We start from the raw sequence: 17,034 nt of genomic DNA, 5'->3' as shown, positions 1-17,034 counted from the left end.
CCTGTGGGAGCGAGCCTGCTCGCGAAGGCCGCACCTCGGTCTAGAGCGATTTCCACAACGAATCAAAATCTTCCTCCCCCCCGGCATTTTGCGCAGCCTCCAGCGAACGATAAGCAAACTGATTGAAACTGTGCGTACTCGCCACCCGCCGATCCAGTCCGGCGCGGTGTTCTTCGCCTTGTGTGTTGATGACCACCTTGTTGCCCTCCTGAAACGGCAGGCGCGGCGCGAGCACCGTCGCCGGCACATCGATCGCGCTGATTTCCGGCAGCAATAAACCGCGCAAGTACTGACTGTGATCGTCCTTCGTACGCACCAGTTGCAGTCCACAGGGTTGGGCGTGTGGCGCAACCAGTTCAATGCCCATCTGCGTACCGCTGCCGCGCACCTGACGAATCCAGCGAATCACCGCAATGCTCCAGCCCTTGCTCTCGCTGTCCTGAATGCCGAGCATTTCCCCGGCCTGCAATTCGGCCGGCACCTCGCTTGGCCAGGCCAGGCAATAACCGCCGGGGCTGTGGTTGATTACGGGCAAGGCGTAGGTTGGATAGTTCGGGGCATGGCCTGGGCTTTCGTCTTCGGCCAATTGGTCGTATTGGATTTCCTCGTACGGCAGCAGCTCGTCGTTGCCTTGCGGTGCCGCGTCGAACGCTTGGCTCCAGCTGTCCTTTCCACCCTTGGCTACCACGCTGCTGAAATTCGCCGCACGGGCGCCGGGGTGTTTGAGCAGTTCGCTGAAGGTACGCTCGCCAGCGAGATAGAAATGCAACGCACTCATGCCGACGCACACTGTCAAGTCGCCTTGACCGGCAATGCGCTGAAAGCTGCGTTCGGTAGTCTGTCCCCAGGTGGCGTGCAGATGTTGCAGGGTGTCGACGCTCAGGCCGGCGGAGATGGGCAAGGGCGGCGAGGTCGGCTGGTGCAGCAAGTGCGTTTCGAGCTGCTGGACCAGCGGTTGCGGGTCGAAGCCCAGCAATGCGCTCTGTTGTTCGCTGCGAAACATCTTCCGGTAGCGCGGACCGACGTCGAGGTCCGGGCTGATCGCAAACAAACCGCCGTCGGCGCGGCCCGGATGCAGCTTGAGCAGGGCGCTCCATGGCTCGATTACCTCGGCAAGCCGGGCAATCTGGCTCTGACGCAGCTGGTTGCAGCGGGCGCTGCCCAGCAGCAGGGCGGCGACGTAGGTCTGTTCGACGCTCAGTTCGCTGGTCAGAAAGGCCAGGTCATCGCGCACCGGGCGCTGTTGCAACTGCAATTCAGTGGCGCTGCGATACAGCTGATGCAGTTCGAACCACACCTGTTCAGGCGGTGAGCTGTACAACTGCGTGGCGCGCACCAATTGTCCCTTGAGCGCATGAGCGGCGCGTTGCAGCGCGGTGCTGACCAGTGCCGCGCGGTCCTTGCTGTACTTGGGCGCGATGCGCAGGACGATCTGTTTGTAGCCGATCGCCAGATGGCCTTGCAGTGCCTGACACAGGTTGCTGACCTTGCGCGAGCGCTCATCGAGCATGATCGCCTGGTGCAGAAAGTGCCGTTCCAGATGCTGGCAGACGAAATACACCTCGGGCCGCAACAGCTCCAGCAGTTGCAGACGATTATCGCTGGGCGTTAGCAAAACGTTGAGTTCGCCCAGGCCTTGATAGAGCAGGCGGGCGGTTTCGCCGATGTTGGCCTTGGGCAGGCCGGCGATCCAGCGCTTGAGGTCGCGCGGGCTGGCGTCGCAAAACGACAGACGCGATTGGGTAGGAGTAGGAGCACGCAACTGGGGGGAGGATATGGTCTGGCTCATGCCAAAAACCATAGCAGCAAATACAGCACTTTGCGGAAGCAGCGCTGGCTGCTTCCGCAAAGGTTGTCACACTTTTGGCAGTGCCAGACCCTGGCCCATCTGCACCGGCGAACCAGCCACCAGCCCTTCAGCCCACTGCACCTGATCCGGGCCGAACAGTACGATCGCCGTCGAACCCAGCTTGAAGCGCCCCAGTTCAGCACCTTTTTCCAGATGAATCGGTGCGCGGGCGGCTTCGTCGTAGCGGAAGGTTTTCAGTTCGCGCTTGGGTGGCGTGACCAGACCGGCCCATACGGTTTCGATCGAAGCGACGATCATCGCGCCGACCAGCACCACAGCCATCGGCCCGCGCTCGGTGTCGAAGATGCACGCCACACGCTCGTTGCGGGCGAACAGTTCCGGGACGTTTTCGGCGGTGGTCTGGTTGACCGAGAAAATCCGCCCCGGGATGTAGACCATTTCGCGCAAGGTGCCGGCCAGCGGCATGTGCACGCGGTGGTAATCCTTCGGCGACAGGTAAATGGTGGCGAAGTCGCCGCCCATGAACGGCGCGGCGTTGGCCGCATCACCACCGAGCAGCTCCAGCACGCTGAAGCTGTGGCCCTTGGCCTGGAATACGCGACCGTGTTCGATCGGACCGAGCTGGCTGACCGCACCGTCGGCCGGGCTGAGAATCGCGCCTGGGGTTTCGTCCAGTGGACGCGCGCCGTCTTTCAACGCGCGGGTGAAGAAGGCGTTGAAGTGCTCGTAGGCGGTCAGGTCTTCGACCAGCGCCTGGGACATGTCCACCTGATAGCGCTTGGCGAACCATTGGGTGAAGGCATTTTTGAACCAGCGCACGCGGCACTCGGCAATGCAGCCGGCCAGACGCGACAGCAGGTGGTGCGGCAGCAGGTACTGGCTGAGGATAAACAGACGCTCTTTCATTAGTTGTCCTTGGAAGCTTGAATCTCGACAGGCGTGTCGGGGTGGTTGCCCCATTCGCCCCATGAACCGGCGTAGCCCTTGACCCGCGGATACCCGAGGGATTTGGCCACCAGATAAGTGAAGCCCGACCGGTGATGGGTCTGGCAGTGGGTAATGATTTCCTTGTCCTTGGTGATCCCGAGCTGTTCGAGGATCTGTGGCATGTCCTTGCGAATGCGTAGCTGATGGGTCTGGTCCATCCCAGCAGTCCATTCGAAATTGACCGCGCCGGGGATATGTCCGCCCTTGGCAGCGAGGACCTTCTCACCGGAATATTCCAGCGGCCCGCGCGCGTCCCAGATCGCCAGATCGGCGGCGCCGAGACGGCTTTGCAAGTATTCGCGGGTGGCGGTCGGCTCATCGTGCAGCGTCAGCGATACCGGGCCGCCAACGGCCGCCGGCACCTGGATCGACATCGGCATGCCTGCGGCCAGCCATGCCGGCAGGCCACCGTCCAGATAGTGGTAGTTGTCGTGACCGATCACGTCGAGCAGCCAGATAAAGCGTCCGGCCCAGCCGCCGCCCTCGTCGTCATACACCACGTAGACCGCGTCCTGGCGATGGCCCAGCTCGCCGAACAGCGCTTCCAGATCGGCTTTGGCCGGCAGCAGCCCCGGCGCCGGCGGCTGGCCGAGCTGGGTACGTTTCGGGTCGACAAAGCGTGCGCCGGGCAAATGACCTTCGCTATAGCGGGCTGCGCTGGTCAGGTCCACCAGAATCAGGTCGTCAGACTCGAGACGCGGGAGCAGGTCGCTCGGCTCGATGACGAGCGGCAAGCCAGAGAAGTCAGACATGTGAGGTCTCCAGAGCACAAAGGGGAGGATTGTAGCGCAGCCTCATCGGCCACGGCTGCTAAAGCTGTGCAGGGCTTTTTCGATGCACTGCGCGGTTTTGCCGAAGGCTTGCACGGTGATCTCGGCGAACGGCCCGCCATCCTGATCGGCGACAACGATCAGGATCACCCGACCGTTGTTGACCAGCGAACGCAGAAACAGATGCTCGCCACGAAACAGCGTGCGCAGGCTCGGCGGCAGCAGCGCGGAAAACTGCGCGTTGTTCTCAGGGGTGATCCGCACTTGCGCCTGCTGGGCGAGCAGGCGTTGCAGGACCTTGCTTTGGCTGACGATAAAACTCAGCGCCGCGGCTTCTTTTGGCAGGCCGGCGGCCTGCTGCACGCGCAGCGTCGAATGGGTGCGATCAGCCATCAGCACCATCACCCGGCGCATGCCGCTGGCCACCAGTGCGTCACGTGCGGCGACGGTCAGGCTCATGGCGTTGGTGAAACGGCTGGGTTCGGCCAGCAGTTCGGCGCATTGCCGACGCCACTGGCCCAAGTCTTCGGCGTTCGGCGCTGCCGCCGGTAACATTCCGGCGGGCAAGCGCCGGGTGCCCCACGGCCACAGCAGCGCTACCGCTGGATGCCAGAGATCGGGCATGGCGTGATGACGGGCACTGTTCGCGGCCTGCTGGTGCAGTTGTTGCTGCACCTCGTCCATCGGCATCTGCAAATAAAGGCTGGTCAGGTATTGCCAGCGCGCGCTGTGCGGACAGTCCCAGGCCTGTTGCGCCGACAGTGCCAGGCCGTTTGCCAGCAGCACGGTATTGGCCGGCTGATTGAGCCAGCGACGCAGGGTCGGGTCTTCGTCGAGGCGATTTTGCTGGCGCAGCGGATGCTCGCTGTCGCGGGCAATGCGCAGCACTTTGACCAGCTCGCGCTGCTCACCAAGCAGCAATTTGTAGCCTTGCTGAACCCAGATCGGCAGGTGCCAAGCTTCCACCAGCGCCGCCGCGATGCTCAGCAGGCGCACGCCGAACAGTTGCTTCTCGACGGCCTGTGCCGGTTCACCCTTGTGGATAACCCGCAGTTCCCATTCTTCGAGCAGCCGGGGAAAGGTCAGCGCCAGCGGCCACAACGGCGAAAGAAACAGCAGGCTGCCCCAATGGATGTCCTGCCACAGCCGCGCCAGGCGACTGGCGAAAAAACCGTTGGCCTGTTGCGTCGCGTGCTGGCTGATCATTTGCAGCTGGCGCAGGGCCTTGGGGATCTGCATGTGCGGTGCGGCGGGCAGGCGCGCCAGCAGTTCTTCGGTGCGGGCCAGGCCCAGGCGATTGATCGCGACCTCAAGGTTTTCCGCCGGCGCAGCCATGGCGCCGTGGGTGTGACGATTCGCCTCACGGATGATGCTCAAGGCCAGCGCGGGGCTGTCCTGCATCAGGTCGGCGATGTCGCGCAGCGAGCTGCGATTGTCACGGATCGCCCGGCAGACTTTGTCGTGTGCCTCTTGCGGCACGGGCAGGGGGACGCTGTCGAGCAGCTTGACCCAGCCGGCGATGGTGGTCGGAATTGCGGATGGGACGTTCGTTTCATTAGCCATGTCTGGACGAGATCTTCACTGACTGTAGACGCGCCCGGCATGGGCTAAATTGGCTTTTCGCCTGAACTGGCTATAGTCTGGCGCAGTTTTGCCGATAAGTAGAAGAAGAGATTTTTTAACTTCCGAATATGACCTTGAACCCGACTTAAGTAAGTACCTTCTACCTATGGCTAAAATTATCGGCATCATCGTCGTATTCGCGAGCGTGCTCGGCGGATACGTGCTCTCCCACGGCAAGATTGCCGCCCTGATCCAGCCCTTCGAGGTGTTGATCATCGGCGGTGCGGCCCTTGGCGCGTTCCTCCAGGCCAACCCTGGTTATATGACGATGCACGTGCTCAAGAAATCCCTGAGCATGTTCAGCTCGCGCTTCAGCCACACCTTCTACCTGGAAGTGCTCGGCCTGATCTACGAGATCCTCAACAAGAGCCGCCGCGAAGGCATGATGGCTATCGAAGGCGACATCGAAGATGCCGCCGCGAGCCCGATCTTCGCCAAGTACCCGGCGGTGCTCAAGGATGAACGCATGACCGCGTTCGTCTGCGATTACCTGCGCATCATGTCCTCCGGCAACATGGCTCCGCACGAACTCGAAGGCCTGTTCGACATGGAGTTGTACAGCCTGAAGGAAGACCTCGAACACCCATCGCACGCGGTCAACGGTATCGCTGACGGCATGCCCGGTTTCGGTATCGTCGCGGCGGTACTCGGTATCGTGGTGACCATGGCATCGCTGGGCGAAGGTGACCAAGCGTCGATTGGTCTGCACGTCGGTGCGGCACTGGTCGGTACGTTCTTCGGTATTCTCGCGGCGTACGGTTTCTTCGGCCCGCTGGCGCACTCCCTGGCCCACGATGCCAAGGAAGAACTCAACGTCTACGAAGCCATCAAGGCCTCGCTGGTGGCTTCGGCGTCCGGCATGCCGCCGTCGCTGGCGGTCGAGTTCGGGCGCAAGGTTCTGTATCCGGCCCACCGTCCGAGCTTCGCCGAGCTGGAACAAGCGGTTCGCGGTCGTTAAGACATGGAAAATAATCAGCCGATCATAGTCAAGCGCGTCAAGCGCATTGCCGGCGGGCACCACGGCGGAGCCTGGAAAATCGCCTTCGCCGACTTTGCGACGGCGATGATGGCGTTCTTTCTGGTGTTGTGGCTGCTCTCCACCGCGACGCCGGAGCAGAAGATCGCCATCGCCGGTTACTTCAAGGACCCGGTCGGTTTCTCCGAAAGCGGCACGCCGTATATCATCGACCTGGGCGGTACGCCAACCCTGGCCCCGGAAAACACCCTCAACCCGGAAGTGAAGTCGCAGCCGCAACCGGACAAGGTCACGGTCGATACCGAACAGGTTGAAGGCATGGCCGAGCAGGTTGAGAAGGAGCGGCTGGAGTTGTTGCTGCAAGAACTGCAGAACAAGGTCGACGAGAACCCGCAGTTGCAGAAGTTCAAGGATCAGATCCTCTTCGAAATCACGCCGAACGGCTTGCGCATCCAGATCATGGATGCCGAAAACCGGCCGATGTTCGACTCCGGCTCCGCACGCCTGAAACCGTACTTCGAAGACATTCTGCTGGCCATGGCCGACACCATCAAAGCGGTGCCGAACAAGATCAGCATCAGCGGCCACACCGACGCCAAGCCGTACATTGGCACGGGCGATTACGGCAACTGGGAACTGTCGGCCAACCGCGCCAACGCCGCTCGGCGTGCCTTGGTCGCCGGCAGTTATCCCGATGCGCAGGTGGCGCGAGTGGTCGGTTACGCCTCGTCGGCATTGTTCGACCGGGACAACCCGTTCAACCCGGTCAACCGCCGTATCGACATCGTCGTGCTGACCAAGAAAGCCCAGGCGGCCATCGAAGGTGCGCAAGGTGCTGACGCGGCGAAGCCTGCCGATCAGAGTCAGAACGGCGCTGCTCCGGCAGCTCCGGTCGACCCGAACGCGCTGCCGGCGGACAAGCAGCCAGTGCCGGCTCACGAGTTGCGTGAACGCTTGAATCTGTTCGATGACGCCGCGCCTAAACCTGCTGACCCGGGCGCGGCGGCGCCAGCGCCGAAGCAGTGATCAAAAAAAACCGACAGCGATGTCGGTTTTTTTTTGCCTGATCAGCGGGCACCCCTCACGGGGCTTTTCAAAAGTGAGGAGATTCTAGAACCCGCGGCGAATCCGGTTTTTCAGCTGTTCATGAAACATCTCCGCGTTGCGCTTGTAAGCTCCCTTCACCGACTCGCTGATTGAATCCAGGGCCATCGACCGCTTGTTCGACACCTCCTCGCGATACGCCTCGATAAAGAAATTCAGATCGCTGGCCGTGCTCAGCTTTGGCCACTTGTCCAGATAGATCGGCAGTTCAGCCGGCCCGGTTTTGAACGTACAGATCCGTCGGTTGCTAATGGTCGCCTCACCAATTTCAAACGGCACCCACCACGACAACGCCGTTTTCTCTGAAACCACTGCCAGCAAATGCGTGCATTCGGTGATGTTGCGGGTGATCACCCCGGTGATGTCGTCGGTGGTCTGCGATTCCGGATCCAGCACGTCGAGGTACGTCTTGATGTTGGCTTGGGTCAGGCGCGTATTGATGTTGATCGCATGGGCGCGATCCATGTGGCGGTAGCTGATAAATACGGGCATCAGAAGTGTCCTTTCAGAGCGAGTTCGCGGTAATAGGCGCCGAGGGCGGTGAGACGGCAGCCGGTGGCGTTGAGCGCGGCGTAGTACATGTGCTCGGCGTCGACCGGTTCGATCAGGCTGTGGCGGTTGCATTTCTGCAACTGAGCGAAAATTTCGCCGTGCGCCGGGTCGAAGGTCGCTTCGGTAGGTTCATAGCTTCGGTCCAGCGCGAAGACTGACTCGGCCTCGGCGAACCAGTCGGGCAGTTTGCGCAGGATTTCCTTGGGGATCAGCGGCGAGACTTCACGCAGGGAAATGAACTGCGAAACGTTGGTCTTGAACACCGGGCGCTGTTCCCAGGCGTCGAGGGCGTTATCGACGAAGGAGTACAGGCTGCCGGGAGTGATCTTGCCGAGGATGTTCGCGGCGCCGCCGTGCAACGCCTGCAAAAGCAGGCCGGTAAACACGCCGTGCTGCGCGCCCTCCAGCGCCGGCTGCTCTTTCTTGCAGGCGGTCAGAATCGTCATGCCTTCGCAGACCGTGCTGCTTTCACTGCGCAAGGCGCGCACCTCGCCGGCCGAGCCGCTTTGGCAGCAGTCGAGAATGATCACTTTGTTTTTGATGCGCGTGGCTTTGCTGGCCCAATTGAGGACGTCGCTGATACGGACGCCGTCCTTGGCGCTGCGGTAGTCCTGTGGGATCAGCATGCCTTCATCGGTGTCGGCATCGAAGCCGCCGTGTCCGGCGAAATACAGCAGTGCGACGTTGCAGTCGCCGGAAAACAGCTCGCGAATCTGGTCCTCCAGTTTCTCTCGACTCAGATAATCTTCAGCGGACGTCAGCACGATGTTCTTGAAGTTGGGGTCGCCATTGGCGTCGGTCTTCAGCACCGAGGCCATGGCCATGGCGTCGTTGCAGCAGCCGCTCAGCGCAGAAATGTTCGAGTAATCGTTGATGCCGATAAACAGTCCCTTGCGCATGGTTACACCGCCGTGTGCAGGCGGATCGCGCTGACGATACTGTTGGTGTTCCACGCGCACTCGGCATGAGCCGCATTGCGCACGACCGTGGAAATACGTTCGGCACCAAAGGGCTTGATCGCGATGATCACCTTGCCCATGCGTTTGGCGATCTCGATTTCCTTGTTGATCCATTTGCTGTAGGTCGAATACATGCCGGCCATGATCAGCACTGCCGAGCAGGGGCGAATCTTGTTTTCGATGGCTTCTTCAAGTTGCTTGTCCGTGCGCGCGCCGACGATAGGGTTGTGCGGCGGCACGGAAAAATTCTTGTAGGTGAACGTCGGATGGGCGTTGAGCAGACGGACCAGATTGTCGTGGCTGTCTGAGTAGTTCCACGAATGGCTGATGAACAAATGGTAGGTTTGCATAGGGTCCTCGGAAGTCGCGAAAGTGCGAAGGAGGACCCGAATGTAGGCTTCTGGAGCGCGCTCACAAGATCCGCGCGGCGAAACAGAAAAGCCCTGCAAGCGAACGAGTGCAGGTCTTTCGGAAAGATCTGACGTTTAAGTTTGGCAGGGTTTTGTCAGGTGTGATCCGACAACCGGCAGCCCGTTGGAAGGGGCCGCCGGTGCGCCTGTTTAATGGTTGTTTTCGGGCAGGCTGGCGATGATCGAGCGGTAGCTGTTCATTCGCTGCTGTTGCACGCGGCCGTCTTCCAGCGCCTTGAGCAGCGCGCAACCCGGCTCGCGGTCGTGCTTGCAGTCGCGGAAACGGCAGGTGCCGAGCAGGTCGTCAAACTCGATGAAGCCGGCTTCGACGTCGGCGCGGCTGACGTGGCCCAGGCCGAATTCGCGGATGCCCGGGGAGTCGATCAGCTCACCGCCGCCGGGGAAGTGAAACAGGCGTGCGGTGGTCGTGGTGTGCGTGCCCTGACCGGACAGTTCGGACAACGGTCCGACGCGGGTCTCAACGTCCGGCAGCAGGCTGTTGACCAGCGACGACTTGCCGACGCCGGACTGGCCGACGAATACGCTGATGCGTCCGTCGAGCTGCTGTTGCAGCTGTTCCATGCCATTGCCGTGATGCGCCGAGACTTCCAACACCGGATAACCCAGTGTGCGATACACCGCCAGCAGCGCGTTGAGGGCCGGGGCGTTGTGTTCGTCGATCAGATCGAATTTGTTCAGCAGCAGCAACGGACGAATGCCGGCGTGTTCGGCAGCGACCAGGTAGCGATCGATCAGATTGGCGTGGGGCTCGGGCAGCGGCGCAAAAACGATGACGATCATGTCAACGTTGGCCGCGACCGGCTTGAGCTGGCCCCGGCTGTCCGGGCGGCAGAGTTCGGTACTGCGCGGCAGTTGTGCGACGATCACACCGATGCCCTGGTTGCCGGCACGCCAGACGACTTTGTCGCCCGTCACCAGCGCCGGCAGGTTGGCGCGCAAATGGCAGCGGAACACTTGTCCGGCGAGTTCGCCGTCGGTGGCCTCGACCTCAACCTGCACGCCGAAGTGGGCGATCACCAGACCGTGCTGTTCCGGGCCCAGGTCGCCGCCCTCGAGGGCTTCGACCGCCGAGGACTCGCGTTTGGCAGCGCGTGCGGCGCGCTCGCCTTGAATCTTTTCGATGCGCCAGTTTTGGCGACGATTGAGTTGGCGTTTGGCCATGGGTGTTCCGTCTGAAGAATGCAGCGATTAGGTAAAACGGCCGCGAGTTTAGCACGCCCGGCCACCGGCCTAGGCTAAACTGCGCAGCATTGCCTAGGAGCCCGAATATGCAAAACCCGCAGAACCTGATCTGGATCGACCTGGAAATGACCGGTCTGGACCCGGACAACGACGTGATCATCGAAATGGCCACCATCGTTACCGATAGCGACCTCAACACGTTGGCCGAAGGTCCGGTGATCGCCATTCACCACAGCGACGAAGTGCTCGCGCGCATGGATGAATGGAACACTCGCACCCATGGCAACTCCGGCCTGACCCAGCGTGTACGTGACAGCCGTATCAGCATGGCCGAAGCCGAAGCCCAGACCATCGCCTTTCTGGAACAGTGGGTGCCGAAGGGCAAGTCACCGATCTGCGGCAACAGCATCTGCCAGGATCGGCGCTTCCTTTATACCCACATGAAAGCGCTTGAAAGCTATTTCCATTACCGCAACCTCGATGTCTCGACGCTCAAGGAACTGGCCGCGCGCTGGGCACCTGACGTGCGCGACAGCTTCAAGAAGGGCAGCACGCACCTGGCGCTCGACGACATTCGCGAATCGATCGCCGAGTTGCAGCACTATCGCAAGCATTTCATCAAGTTCTGATGCGCTTGATGGTTTTTTGTGGCGAGGGAGCTTGCTCCCGCCCGGCTGCGTAGCAGTCGTAAATCTGCACATCCGTCATGGCTGAAAAATGTAGGGGAGTGCTTCGCCCTCCAGCGGGAGCAAGCTCCCTCGCCACAAAAGGGCAATGCGCCTCTGCCCTCTTCTGGTGCGGTGATGAAATGGCTAGACTGCGCGCCTTCCTGTCTGGACCGCCATCATGCTGCTGATGCTCTATCTGATCGCCATTACCGCCGAAGCCATGACTGGCGCGTTGTCTGCCGGCCGCCGCGGCATGGACTGGTTTGGCGTGGTGCTGATCGCCTGTATTACGGCGCTGGGCGGCGGTTCGGTGCGTGACGTGTTGCTGGGGCATTACCCGCTGACCTGGGTCAAACACCCGGAGTACCTGGTGCTGACGTCGGTCGCGGCGATGTTTACCGTATTCACTGCGCGCTGGATGCGTCACCTGCGTTCGCTGTTTCTGGTACTCGATGCGGTCGGTCTGGTGGCGTTCACCCTGATCGGTTGCATGACCGCGCTGGAAATGGGCCACGGCATGCTGGTGGCGTCGGTCAGCGGCGTGATCACCGGGGTATTCGGGGGCATCCTGCGTGACATCTTCTGCAATGACATTCCTCTTATCTTTCGACGTGAGCTTTATGCGAGCGTTTCCTTCGCCGCAGCGTGGTGCTACATGCTGTGTCTGTACTTGAATGTGCCAGGCGAGCAAGCGATTCTGATCACTCTGTTTGGCGGATTTCTGTTACGTCTTTTGGCCATTCGTTTTCATTGGGAAATGCCTAAGTTCGTTTATAACGACGAACACTGATTCCGATTGGGGCAAGCAGGTTTTTTTCCTGTAATCGTGCCTGCGTAAATGCATGTTTCTTACAGTTTTGCTTTTCGCTTTCTTTGCGCTGAATGTTATTAATTCAGGGGCGTCAACTCTGATGCCGATTTTCTGAAATCATACGAAAGCAAAGGAAGTGCAAACATGGGTGAAGTCACGGAAGAAACACAGGTTCAGCCAGCCATGGTCGGGGCTTTTGAAAGCCTTACATTGCTGAAAGTTAAATTCGATGCGGCAGAAAGCACGCGCAGCAAAGAACTCTTCGGCAATGGCCGCATGCAAGTCAAAGTGCAAGTACTTGTAGCGGGTGCCGATGCCGATGGCAATGCGGTTCATGTGCCGGCCGAAGTGATGGACACCATCAGCCTCATTCATTACAGCAACGGCCAACCGCTGAGCAATGGCTGGAAGGCCAGCGATGAGCAAGGTAGATTCACCCTGGAGTCGCACTACAGCGCCAATACTGTGCCCGATGAGGATGACTCCGTGCATCCGCAGGTACGGACCTTCTGGGTCTCTTCGGCCGGTGCCGGAGAAACCCAGGTTGCCGCACGGGTGACGGTGAACCAGCAGGTCATTCGCAGTAACGGCACGACGCTTTCCAGTGTCCACGACAGCAGCGTGAGCCTGATTGCGAAGGAACCCGTTGCCTATTCCATCGACAGTTTCCGCTGGTACTCGGTCCGGCGCGGGAACGAAGAACCGGGCAATCGCATCTGGAACTATTATCTGGGGCTGTATCCGCAAGGCGGGCAGCAAATCAAACTGGTGGACTGGCTTTCGGAAGGCGGCCGGGGCAGCCGTTTGTTTGCCAAAGGTAACAAGCTGCGCGAGCCATCAACCAATCATCTTCAAGGCATCTTTGTTCTGCCTGAACAGAAAACGCAGGAAGTATGGTTGCCGTTCGACGGCCACCCGCTCTCCGACATACTCAGTTTCGGCGCGCAGGGCTGGTTATATGTATCAACCAAGAAGAAACGCTATTCGGTCAAGGTCAGTGACAGAGAGGGGGAGTTGACCGTGGTGCAGGCGCTCTCCGGGTATTCCACTATTGAGCCAGCAAGCAGCGACGCTGAAGTATTTCACTTTCAGGCCATCGATCAGTATGGTACTGAGCATAAACTTGCCCTTCGTACGGATTTTGCAGCGCGCCAATTTTATTTGGAACGCGGATAACTTCAGCGCGACGAACTTGAGCTGTTACAAGCGGTAGATATATATGCCGCTGCAGAGGGTGCAAGTCTGTAAGCTGGAACTTCGACAATCCCATGATTGATTGCAGTTTCGATACTTTACAGACAAACGTTTGTTGGCTCCGCGGTGCTGCGGAGCCAGCACATCACCACTCAAGGATGAGCATTAATGGTTGGCAAACCACCCCGTAACCCTGCAACCGGCCTTTCGAAAAAACCGGATCTCGACGCTGACGGCTCGCGCCGGCCGCTGAACAGCGAAACAGTCCTTTCACCACTGCCGCACCTTACCGAGCCTCGACTTGCGGAGATCAGGCCGAAACCTGCGATTGTGGATTCGGTTAATCCCGAGCAGGCGATCAGCGTCAGTCTGATGAATCCCGTCGCAGATGAATTGATTCATGCCACAGCGGGGGAGGCGCTGGCGGGTTTCCGGGTGCTGGCGCCCACGAATTTGATGAAGGTCGGCTCTCGGGGCGTCTGGATATTCAAGGGGCGCGAATATGTCGCGATTGCCGATGGCCAGTTTGTTCAGGTCGTCACCGATCCAGGCAGCGGCCTGTTCAGGGCAACAAACTCCCGCGAACTCGAACCCTCCGGTCCATGGCTGATACCGGGCGATGAGGGGCAGTTGTGGCGCCCGCTCAATAGCGAGAGCGTCATTTTTATCGATTCGATATCAGCGCAAACCGCACAGCTTTTTCGCCAGATGGACCGTTCCGTAGCGCAGTTCAGCGACGCGACGGTCGGACGCATGTTAGCCGTGAGCGGGGTCACTGAATCGTTACTGCGCGATGTGCTCGTCAATGAACGTCCCGCACCTTTTTTGCTGAAGGACACCATCAGGCGATTCGAACTTGATCACCTGATTCAGGCAGAGGGGCACCCGATACCCTCTGAGCGGTTCGGCCGGTTCAAAAACCTGGAAGAAGCGTTCGAGGCCGACTGTGATGAAAACACTCTTCGCATGCGCCGGGTATTTCCGGGTCTGCCGAAAACCGCCGCACAAGCGATATGGCGCACCACCAGCGCCAGCGAGCGTTTGCATATGCACAATCAACCGGGAATGCCACAGCGAGTTGCGCAAGAGATCCTGGTAGCCCTGCGGGAAATTCGTCTGGCCAGGGCCGGGGAAGGCCTTTATTTAGAGGCAGTATCGAACCCGGACAGTGATCGATTGATGCTGCATATGCTCGGCAACCTTGCCAATTGGCCGCAGCAAATGCGTATCGAGATTCGCCGGGGGACGACGGAGTCAGACGTTCTGAGCGCTATAGGCGATGCCCGTTCGCCGTTTCGTCACGTACTGATTCGCCAGAATGATGGTTATGCCATTCACCGTGGCGATGGCTCTTCACCTCAGGGATCGAAAGATCTGTGTTCGGTACTCTTTTTGCTGTTGCTGCCCGAACAACGCCAGCTACTCGGTGTGACAAAAGACGGTGGTGCAGCGCTGCGACAATTGATCCGTGCCCAGCCGCTGCCGACGCGCGCAGCCGTGAGCAAATTGCTCGGGCTCGCACCGCTACCCCACGTCGACCTTGGCACCGTGCAATTCGGGCAAAGGGGTCAGTTGCATGGGGGGGGAGACAGCCAACCGGCATCGACAAAGTCCGTCGTGGAGCGGGTACATGATCTTTATCCGCAGCTTTCGCACGAGGAGGCGGCAAAGTTCATCAACGAACGTTTGAAGAATGATCCGGCCGGTGTATTGATTCGTCTGGAAAAAGAGTTTGCGACGTTGTGCGATGAACTGGCGATATGGAATGCCGATGGGCCGCCACCTCATACCCTGGTATCGGAACCAGAGGGCGCTACCACACAGGCGGAGCGACGCCAGGCTCGCGAGCGATTCAGCGCAAAGCTGCGAGATATCTGGCAGCGCAAGTCGGTGTCAAAATGGGGGGAGGGAGACTATCATTTTTCTTACTATGTCGATTTTTCGGGTGAGTTACCAAGGCTTTCCACCAGATTTGAATATGTAACAGAGTTGATCCTGACCGTAGAAAAACCGGGCGCACGGATGGGTGCGTTTCTTGACAGCTTTCCCAATGTTCAATCATTAGGGATTTTTGGCATTGAAATCGAGGAATTTCCATCAGGAATATTTCAAATGCGCCAGTTAAGCGAGCTAACACTGGACGGGTGCTCGCTAACACTATCCGAGGTCACAGTTGAGGGATTGTCCAGAATCGAAACGCTTACCCGATTGAATCTGGCGAACAACCCTCTGACAGTTGCTCCGCAGGTAGGCTACATGGCAGGTTTAACCGGATTGATGCTGAGCAACGCAAATCTTTCCAACGTACCTTCAGGCATAGATGCGCCAAGGAAACTGGGTGTCGTGGCGTTGCATGATAATAATATTTCCGACGTGGGACATGAGTTGTTTGAGATACCGGATACTCAGGACCTATTCGTTGGTTTGGCGAATAACCCGCTGAGTGAAGCGTCAAGGCAACGGATTAGTCAGTATTTAGAAAACTCCAGTATGGATCGGAAGGTGGAAATCCAGGTGGAGGATGTAGTTTCAGAATCTGACTCCGATAGTGAATCTTCAGAAAGCGGTATTTCGACAGGGTCGGACAGTGACTGAAATGTTTTTGAAAGTGACGGGTTCTTTATTTTCATAACATATACTGACAAGGGTGGCTGTTCGGTGACTTCCCCTTCTGATTCTGTGTAGCTTAAGTCGGAAGGGGAGAAAAGTCCCAGCGTGCTGGAATCAGAGGTTCAGGAACGAGGTTGTTAAAGTTTGCGTCGTGATATTTGCAACTTTTGAGTATATGAGCATTTGTGTAAGTTGATGATGGAGGTGTTAAATTATTACCTTCTCATGATTTGTCGAATGTCTCGGCTGTTTTAATTGAAGTTGAGCCTCAATACTTTGCTGAGTCCTCAAAGGGCGAAATCTATCAACCAGCAAGGTATCGTAAAATGACTGATGAACAAGTTGGTATCTCCCGTATCGAGGTGAAACTCGACGCCGCAATTTCTGGCCAGCACAAAGTGCTCTATGCCAACGGCCGCATGCAGGTACGTGTCTTGGTGCTTCTGCACGGCATCGATAACAATGGCGACGGCGCATCACTGTATGGACATCCGGCGTTGCAGTCGCTGCGATTGATCGCCTATAACGGCTCTCGGCCTCTGGAGGGGGACTGGAGCGTATCGCTTCAGGAAAACCGTTATGCTCACGAAATGACGGGTGGTGCAACTCGGCTGACTGAAGTCCCGCGCGTCGCGCATAACCGGATAAGCGACGACTCTGACCCGGTACAGATTTTTCAGTTCTGGGTTTCGGCTTCCAGGCCTGGAATCATGGAAGTGGCTGCCGAAGTTCTGCTGGATGGTGTGTTATTGCGAAGTAACGGAGTTGACTTTGACAGCAGTGTTACGCTGGAGGCAGTTCCGCCGAAAGAGTATTCGCTGAGGACCTTGATGTTCAACAAATATGGTGAGAAACAGCAGAAGGCGCAATATGACTCGGTGCAAATTCATCACGTCGGACTGCAAGCGGAGGGCAGGCAGATTCACCTGCTTGACTGGTACAGCAGTGAAGTGAAACTTCATCCTTATGATTCCGAAGACGCAGTTCAGGTCTATGCCTCTGGAAACATTCGGGGTGCCAATGACGGACGCAGAAACTTTTACGGTTACATGGCGCCCATCTATGGGCGCATAGCAACTTTTAGTAGTCCGCTCGGCACTATGACCGTGCCGATCAACAACGTGCCCGGACAGCTGACGTTCATTCAATATACTTCCGCTGACCTGCAAGTGGGGCGGGAGCGCGACGGTTCATTCGAGTTTGCAGTGATTGATGAGTTTGGTTCGGAACATAGACTTTGTATCGAAGGTGATAAAGATCAGCGTGCTTTTATTCTGGGAGATTCCAAGCGGCCAATGAGACAGTCTGTCTGATTTCATGATGTGGCCAGCGAATTTTTGCTGGCCGACTTGGCCGT

The 17,034-nt window shown here is 58.6% G+C and carries 15 protein-coding genes; 7 read left to right on the top strand and 8 right to left on the bottom strand.

Annotation, left to right across the window (positions count from 1 at the left end; all coding sequences use genetic code 11):
• Nucleotides 1-40: 40 nt before the first annotated feature.
• The 4 genes from HU739_RS15035 to HU739_RS15020 form a co-directional block, all read right to left on the bottom strand.
• A complete protein-coding gene (locus HU739_RS15035; protein WP_186547700.1) occupies nucleotides 41-1,789 on the bottom strand; it encodes a molecular chaperone in 1,749 nt (582 codons plus the stop codon).
• Nucleotides 1,790-1,855: 66 nt separating this feature from the next.
• Nucleotides 1,856-2,716: an archaetidylserine decarboxylase gene (asd, locus tag HU739_RS15030; RefSeq protein WP_186547698.1), complete on the bottom strand. Its 861-nt coding sequence runs from the start codon at nucleotides 2,714-2,716 to the stop codon at nucleotides 1,856-1,858.
• A complete protein-coding gene (gene rhdA, locus HU739_RS15025) occupies nucleotides 2,716-3,549 on the bottom strand; it encodes a thiosulfate sulfurtransferase (protein ID WP_186547696.1) in 834 nt (277 codons plus the stop codon). Before rhdA ends, asd begins: the two co-directional genes overlap by 1 nt.
• A 42-nt stretch (nucleotides 3,550-3,591) precedes the next feature.
• Nucleotides 3,592-5,130, bottom strand: a complete 1,539-nt coding sequence (locus HU739_RS15020; protein ID WP_186547694.1) for an HDOD domain-containing protein — start codon at nucleotides 5,128-5,130, stop codon at nucleotides 3,592-3,594.
• Between the two features lie 166 nt (nucleotides 5,131-5,296).
• Between HU739_RS15020 and motA the strand changes: the two genes are divergently transcribed.
• Nucleotides 5,297-6,148 carry a flagellar motor stator protein MotA gene (gene motA / locus HU739_RS15015; protein WP_186547692.1) on the top strand — a complete coding sequence of 284 codons (852 nt, stop codon included), beginning with the start codon at nucleotides 5,297-5,299 and terminating at the stop codon, nucleotides 6,146-6,148.
• 3 nt (nucleotides 6,149-6,151) lie between these two features.
• Nucleotides 6,152-7,192: a flagellar motor protein MotB gene (gene motB / locus HU739_RS15010; protein WP_186547690.1), complete on the top strand. Its 1,041-nt coding sequence runs from the start codon at nucleotides 6,152-6,154 to the stop codon at nucleotides 7,190-7,192.
• A gap of 84 nt (nucleotides 7,193-7,276) precedes the next feature.
• Here motB and HU739_RS15005 read toward each other — a convergent pair whose 3' ends face one another.
• The 4 genes from HU739_RS15005 to rsgA form a co-directional block, all read right to left on the bottom strand.
• Nucleotides 7,277-7,762 (bottom strand): toll/interleukin-1 receptor domain-containing protein, encoded by a 486-nt coding sequence (locus HU739_RS15005; RefSeq protein WP_186547688.1) that lies wholly within the window; start codon nucleotides 7,760-7,762, stop codon nucleotides 7,277-7,279.
• Nucleotides 7,762-8,721, bottom strand: a complete 960-nt coding sequence (locus tag HU739_RS15000) for a caspase family protein (RefSeq protein WP_186547686.1) — start codon at nucleotides 8,719-8,721, stop codon at nucleotides 7,762-7,764. The genes HU739_RS15005 and HU739_RS15000 overlap by 1 nt, the downstream gene beginning before the upstream one ends.
• Before the next feature lie 2 nt (nucleotides 8,722-8,723).
• Nucleotides 8,724-9,131, bottom strand: a complete 408-nt coding sequence (locus HU739_RS14995; RefSeq protein ID WP_186547684.1) for a TIR domain-containing protein — start codon at nucleotides 9,129-9,131, stop codon at nucleotides 8,724-8,726.
• 210 nt (nucleotides 9,132-9,341) lie between these two features.
• Nucleotides 9,342-10,373 (bottom strand): small ribosomal subunit biogenesis GTPase RsgA, encoded by a 1,032-nt coding sequence (gene rsgA, locus HU739_RS14990; protein WP_186547682.1) that lies wholly within the window; start codon nucleotides 10,371-10,373, stop codon nucleotides 9,342-9,344.
• Nucleotides 10,374-10,480: 107 nt separating this feature from the next.
• Between rsgA and orn the strand changes: the two genes are divergently transcribed.
• The 5 genes from orn (at nucleotide 10,481) to HU739_RS14965 (ending at nucleotide 16,990) form a co-directional block, all read left to right on the top strand.
• Complete coding sequence (gene orn / locus HU739_RS14985; protein ID WP_186547680.1) at nucleotides 10,481-11,023, top strand: oligoribonuclease; 543 nt, start codon at nucleotides 10,481-10,483, stop codon at nucleotides 11,021-11,023.
• A 214-nt stretch (nucleotides 11,024-11,237) separates the two neighbouring features.
• Nucleotides 11,238-11,852, top strand: coding sequence for a trimeric intracellular cation channel family protein (locus HU739_RS14980; RefSeq protein WP_186547712.1), 615 nt, complete (start codon nucleotides 11,238-11,240; stop codon nucleotides 11,850-11,852).
• Between the two features lie 165 nt (nucleotides 11,853-12,017).
• Nucleotides 12,018-13,049, top strand: a complete 1,032-nt coding sequence (locus HU739_RS14975; protein ID WP_186547678.1) for a hypothetical protein — start codon at nucleotides 12,018-12,020, stop codon at nucleotides 13,047-13,049.
• Between the two features lie 186 nt (nucleotides 13,050-13,235).
• On the top strand, nucleotides 13,236-15,662 hold the full coding sequence (locus HU739_RS14970; RefSeq protein WP_186547676.1) for a leucine-rich repeat domain-containing protein: 2,427 nt from the start codon (nucleotides 13,236-13,238) through the stop codon (nucleotides 15,660-15,662).
• A gap of 341 nt (nucleotides 15,663-16,003) precedes the next feature.
• Nucleotides 16,004-16,990: a hypothetical protein gene (locus HU739_RS14965; protein WP_186547673.1), complete on the top strand. Its 987-nt coding sequence runs from the start codon at nucleotides 16,004-16,006 to the stop codon at nucleotides 16,988-16,990.
• The last annotated feature ends 44 nt before the right edge of the window (nucleotides 16,991-17,034 follow it).

Source organism: Pseudomonas hamedanensis, from assembly GCF_014268595.2.
Taxonomy (GTDB): domain Bacteria; phylum Pseudomonadota; class Gammaproteobacteria; order Pseudomonadales; family Pseudomonadaceae; genus Aquipseudomonas; species Aquipseudomonas hamedanensis.
The sequence above is the reverse complement of the archived record's forward strand: the minus strand, read 5'-3'. Positions and strand labels throughout refer to the sequence as shown.

Excerpts from the sequence above, each read along its gene's own strand:
- HU739_RS15035 (WP_186547700.1), bottom strand. The coding sequence starts at position 1,789 with ATGAGCCAGACCATATCCTCCCCCCAGTTGCGTGCTCCTACTCCTACC.
- asd (WP_186547698.1), bottom strand. The coding sequence starts at position 2,716 with ATGAAAGAGCGTCTGTTTATCCTCAGCCAGTACCTGCTGCCGCACCAC.
- rhdA (WP_186547696.1), bottom strand. The coding sequence starts at position 3,549 with ATGTCTGACTTCTCTGGCTTGCCGCTCGTCATCGAGCCGAGCGACCTG.
- HU739_RS15020 (WP_186547694.1), bottom strand. The coding sequence starts at position 5,130 with ATGGCTAATGAAACGAACGTCCCATCCGCAATTCCGACCACCATCGCC.
- motA (WP_186547692.1), top strand. The coding sequence starts at position 5,297 with ATGGCTAAAATTATCGGCATCATCGTCGTATTCGCGAGCGTGCTCGGC.
- motB (WP_186547690.1), top strand. The coding sequence starts at position 6,152 with ATGGAAAATAATCAGCCGATCATAGTCAAGCGCGTCAAGCGCATTGCC.
- HU739_RS15005 (WP_186547688.1), bottom strand. The coding sequence starts at position 7,762 with ATGCCCGTATTTATCAGCTACCGCCACATGGATCGCGCCCATGCGATC.
- HU739_RS15000 (WP_186547686.1), bottom strand. The coding sequence starts at position 8,721 with ATGCGCAAGGGACTGTTTATCGGCATCAACGATTACTCGAACATTTCT.
- HU739_RS14995 (WP_186547684.1), bottom strand. The coding sequence starts at position 9,131 with ATGCAAACCTACCATTTGTTCATCAGCCATTCGTGGAACTACTCAGAC.
- rsgA (WP_186547682.1), bottom strand. The coding sequence starts at position 10,373 with ATGGCCAAACGCCAACTCAATCGTCGCCAAAACTGGCGCATCGAAAAG.
- orn (WP_186547680.1), top strand. The coding sequence starts at position 10,481 with ATGCAAAACCCGCAGAACCTGATCTGGATCGACCTGGAAATGACCGGT.
- HU739_RS14975 (WP_186547678.1), top strand. The coding sequence starts at position 12,018 with ATGGGTGAAGTCACGGAAGAAACACAGGTTCAGCCAGCCATGGTCGGG.
- HU739_RS14970 (WP_186547676.1), top strand. The coding sequence starts at position 13,236 with ATGGTTGGCAAACCACCCCGTAACCCTGCAACCGGCCTTTCGAAAAAA.
- HU739_RS14965 (WP_186547673.1), top strand. The coding sequence starts at position 16,004 with ATGACTGATGAACAAGTTGGTATCTCCCGTATCGAGGTGAAACTCGAC.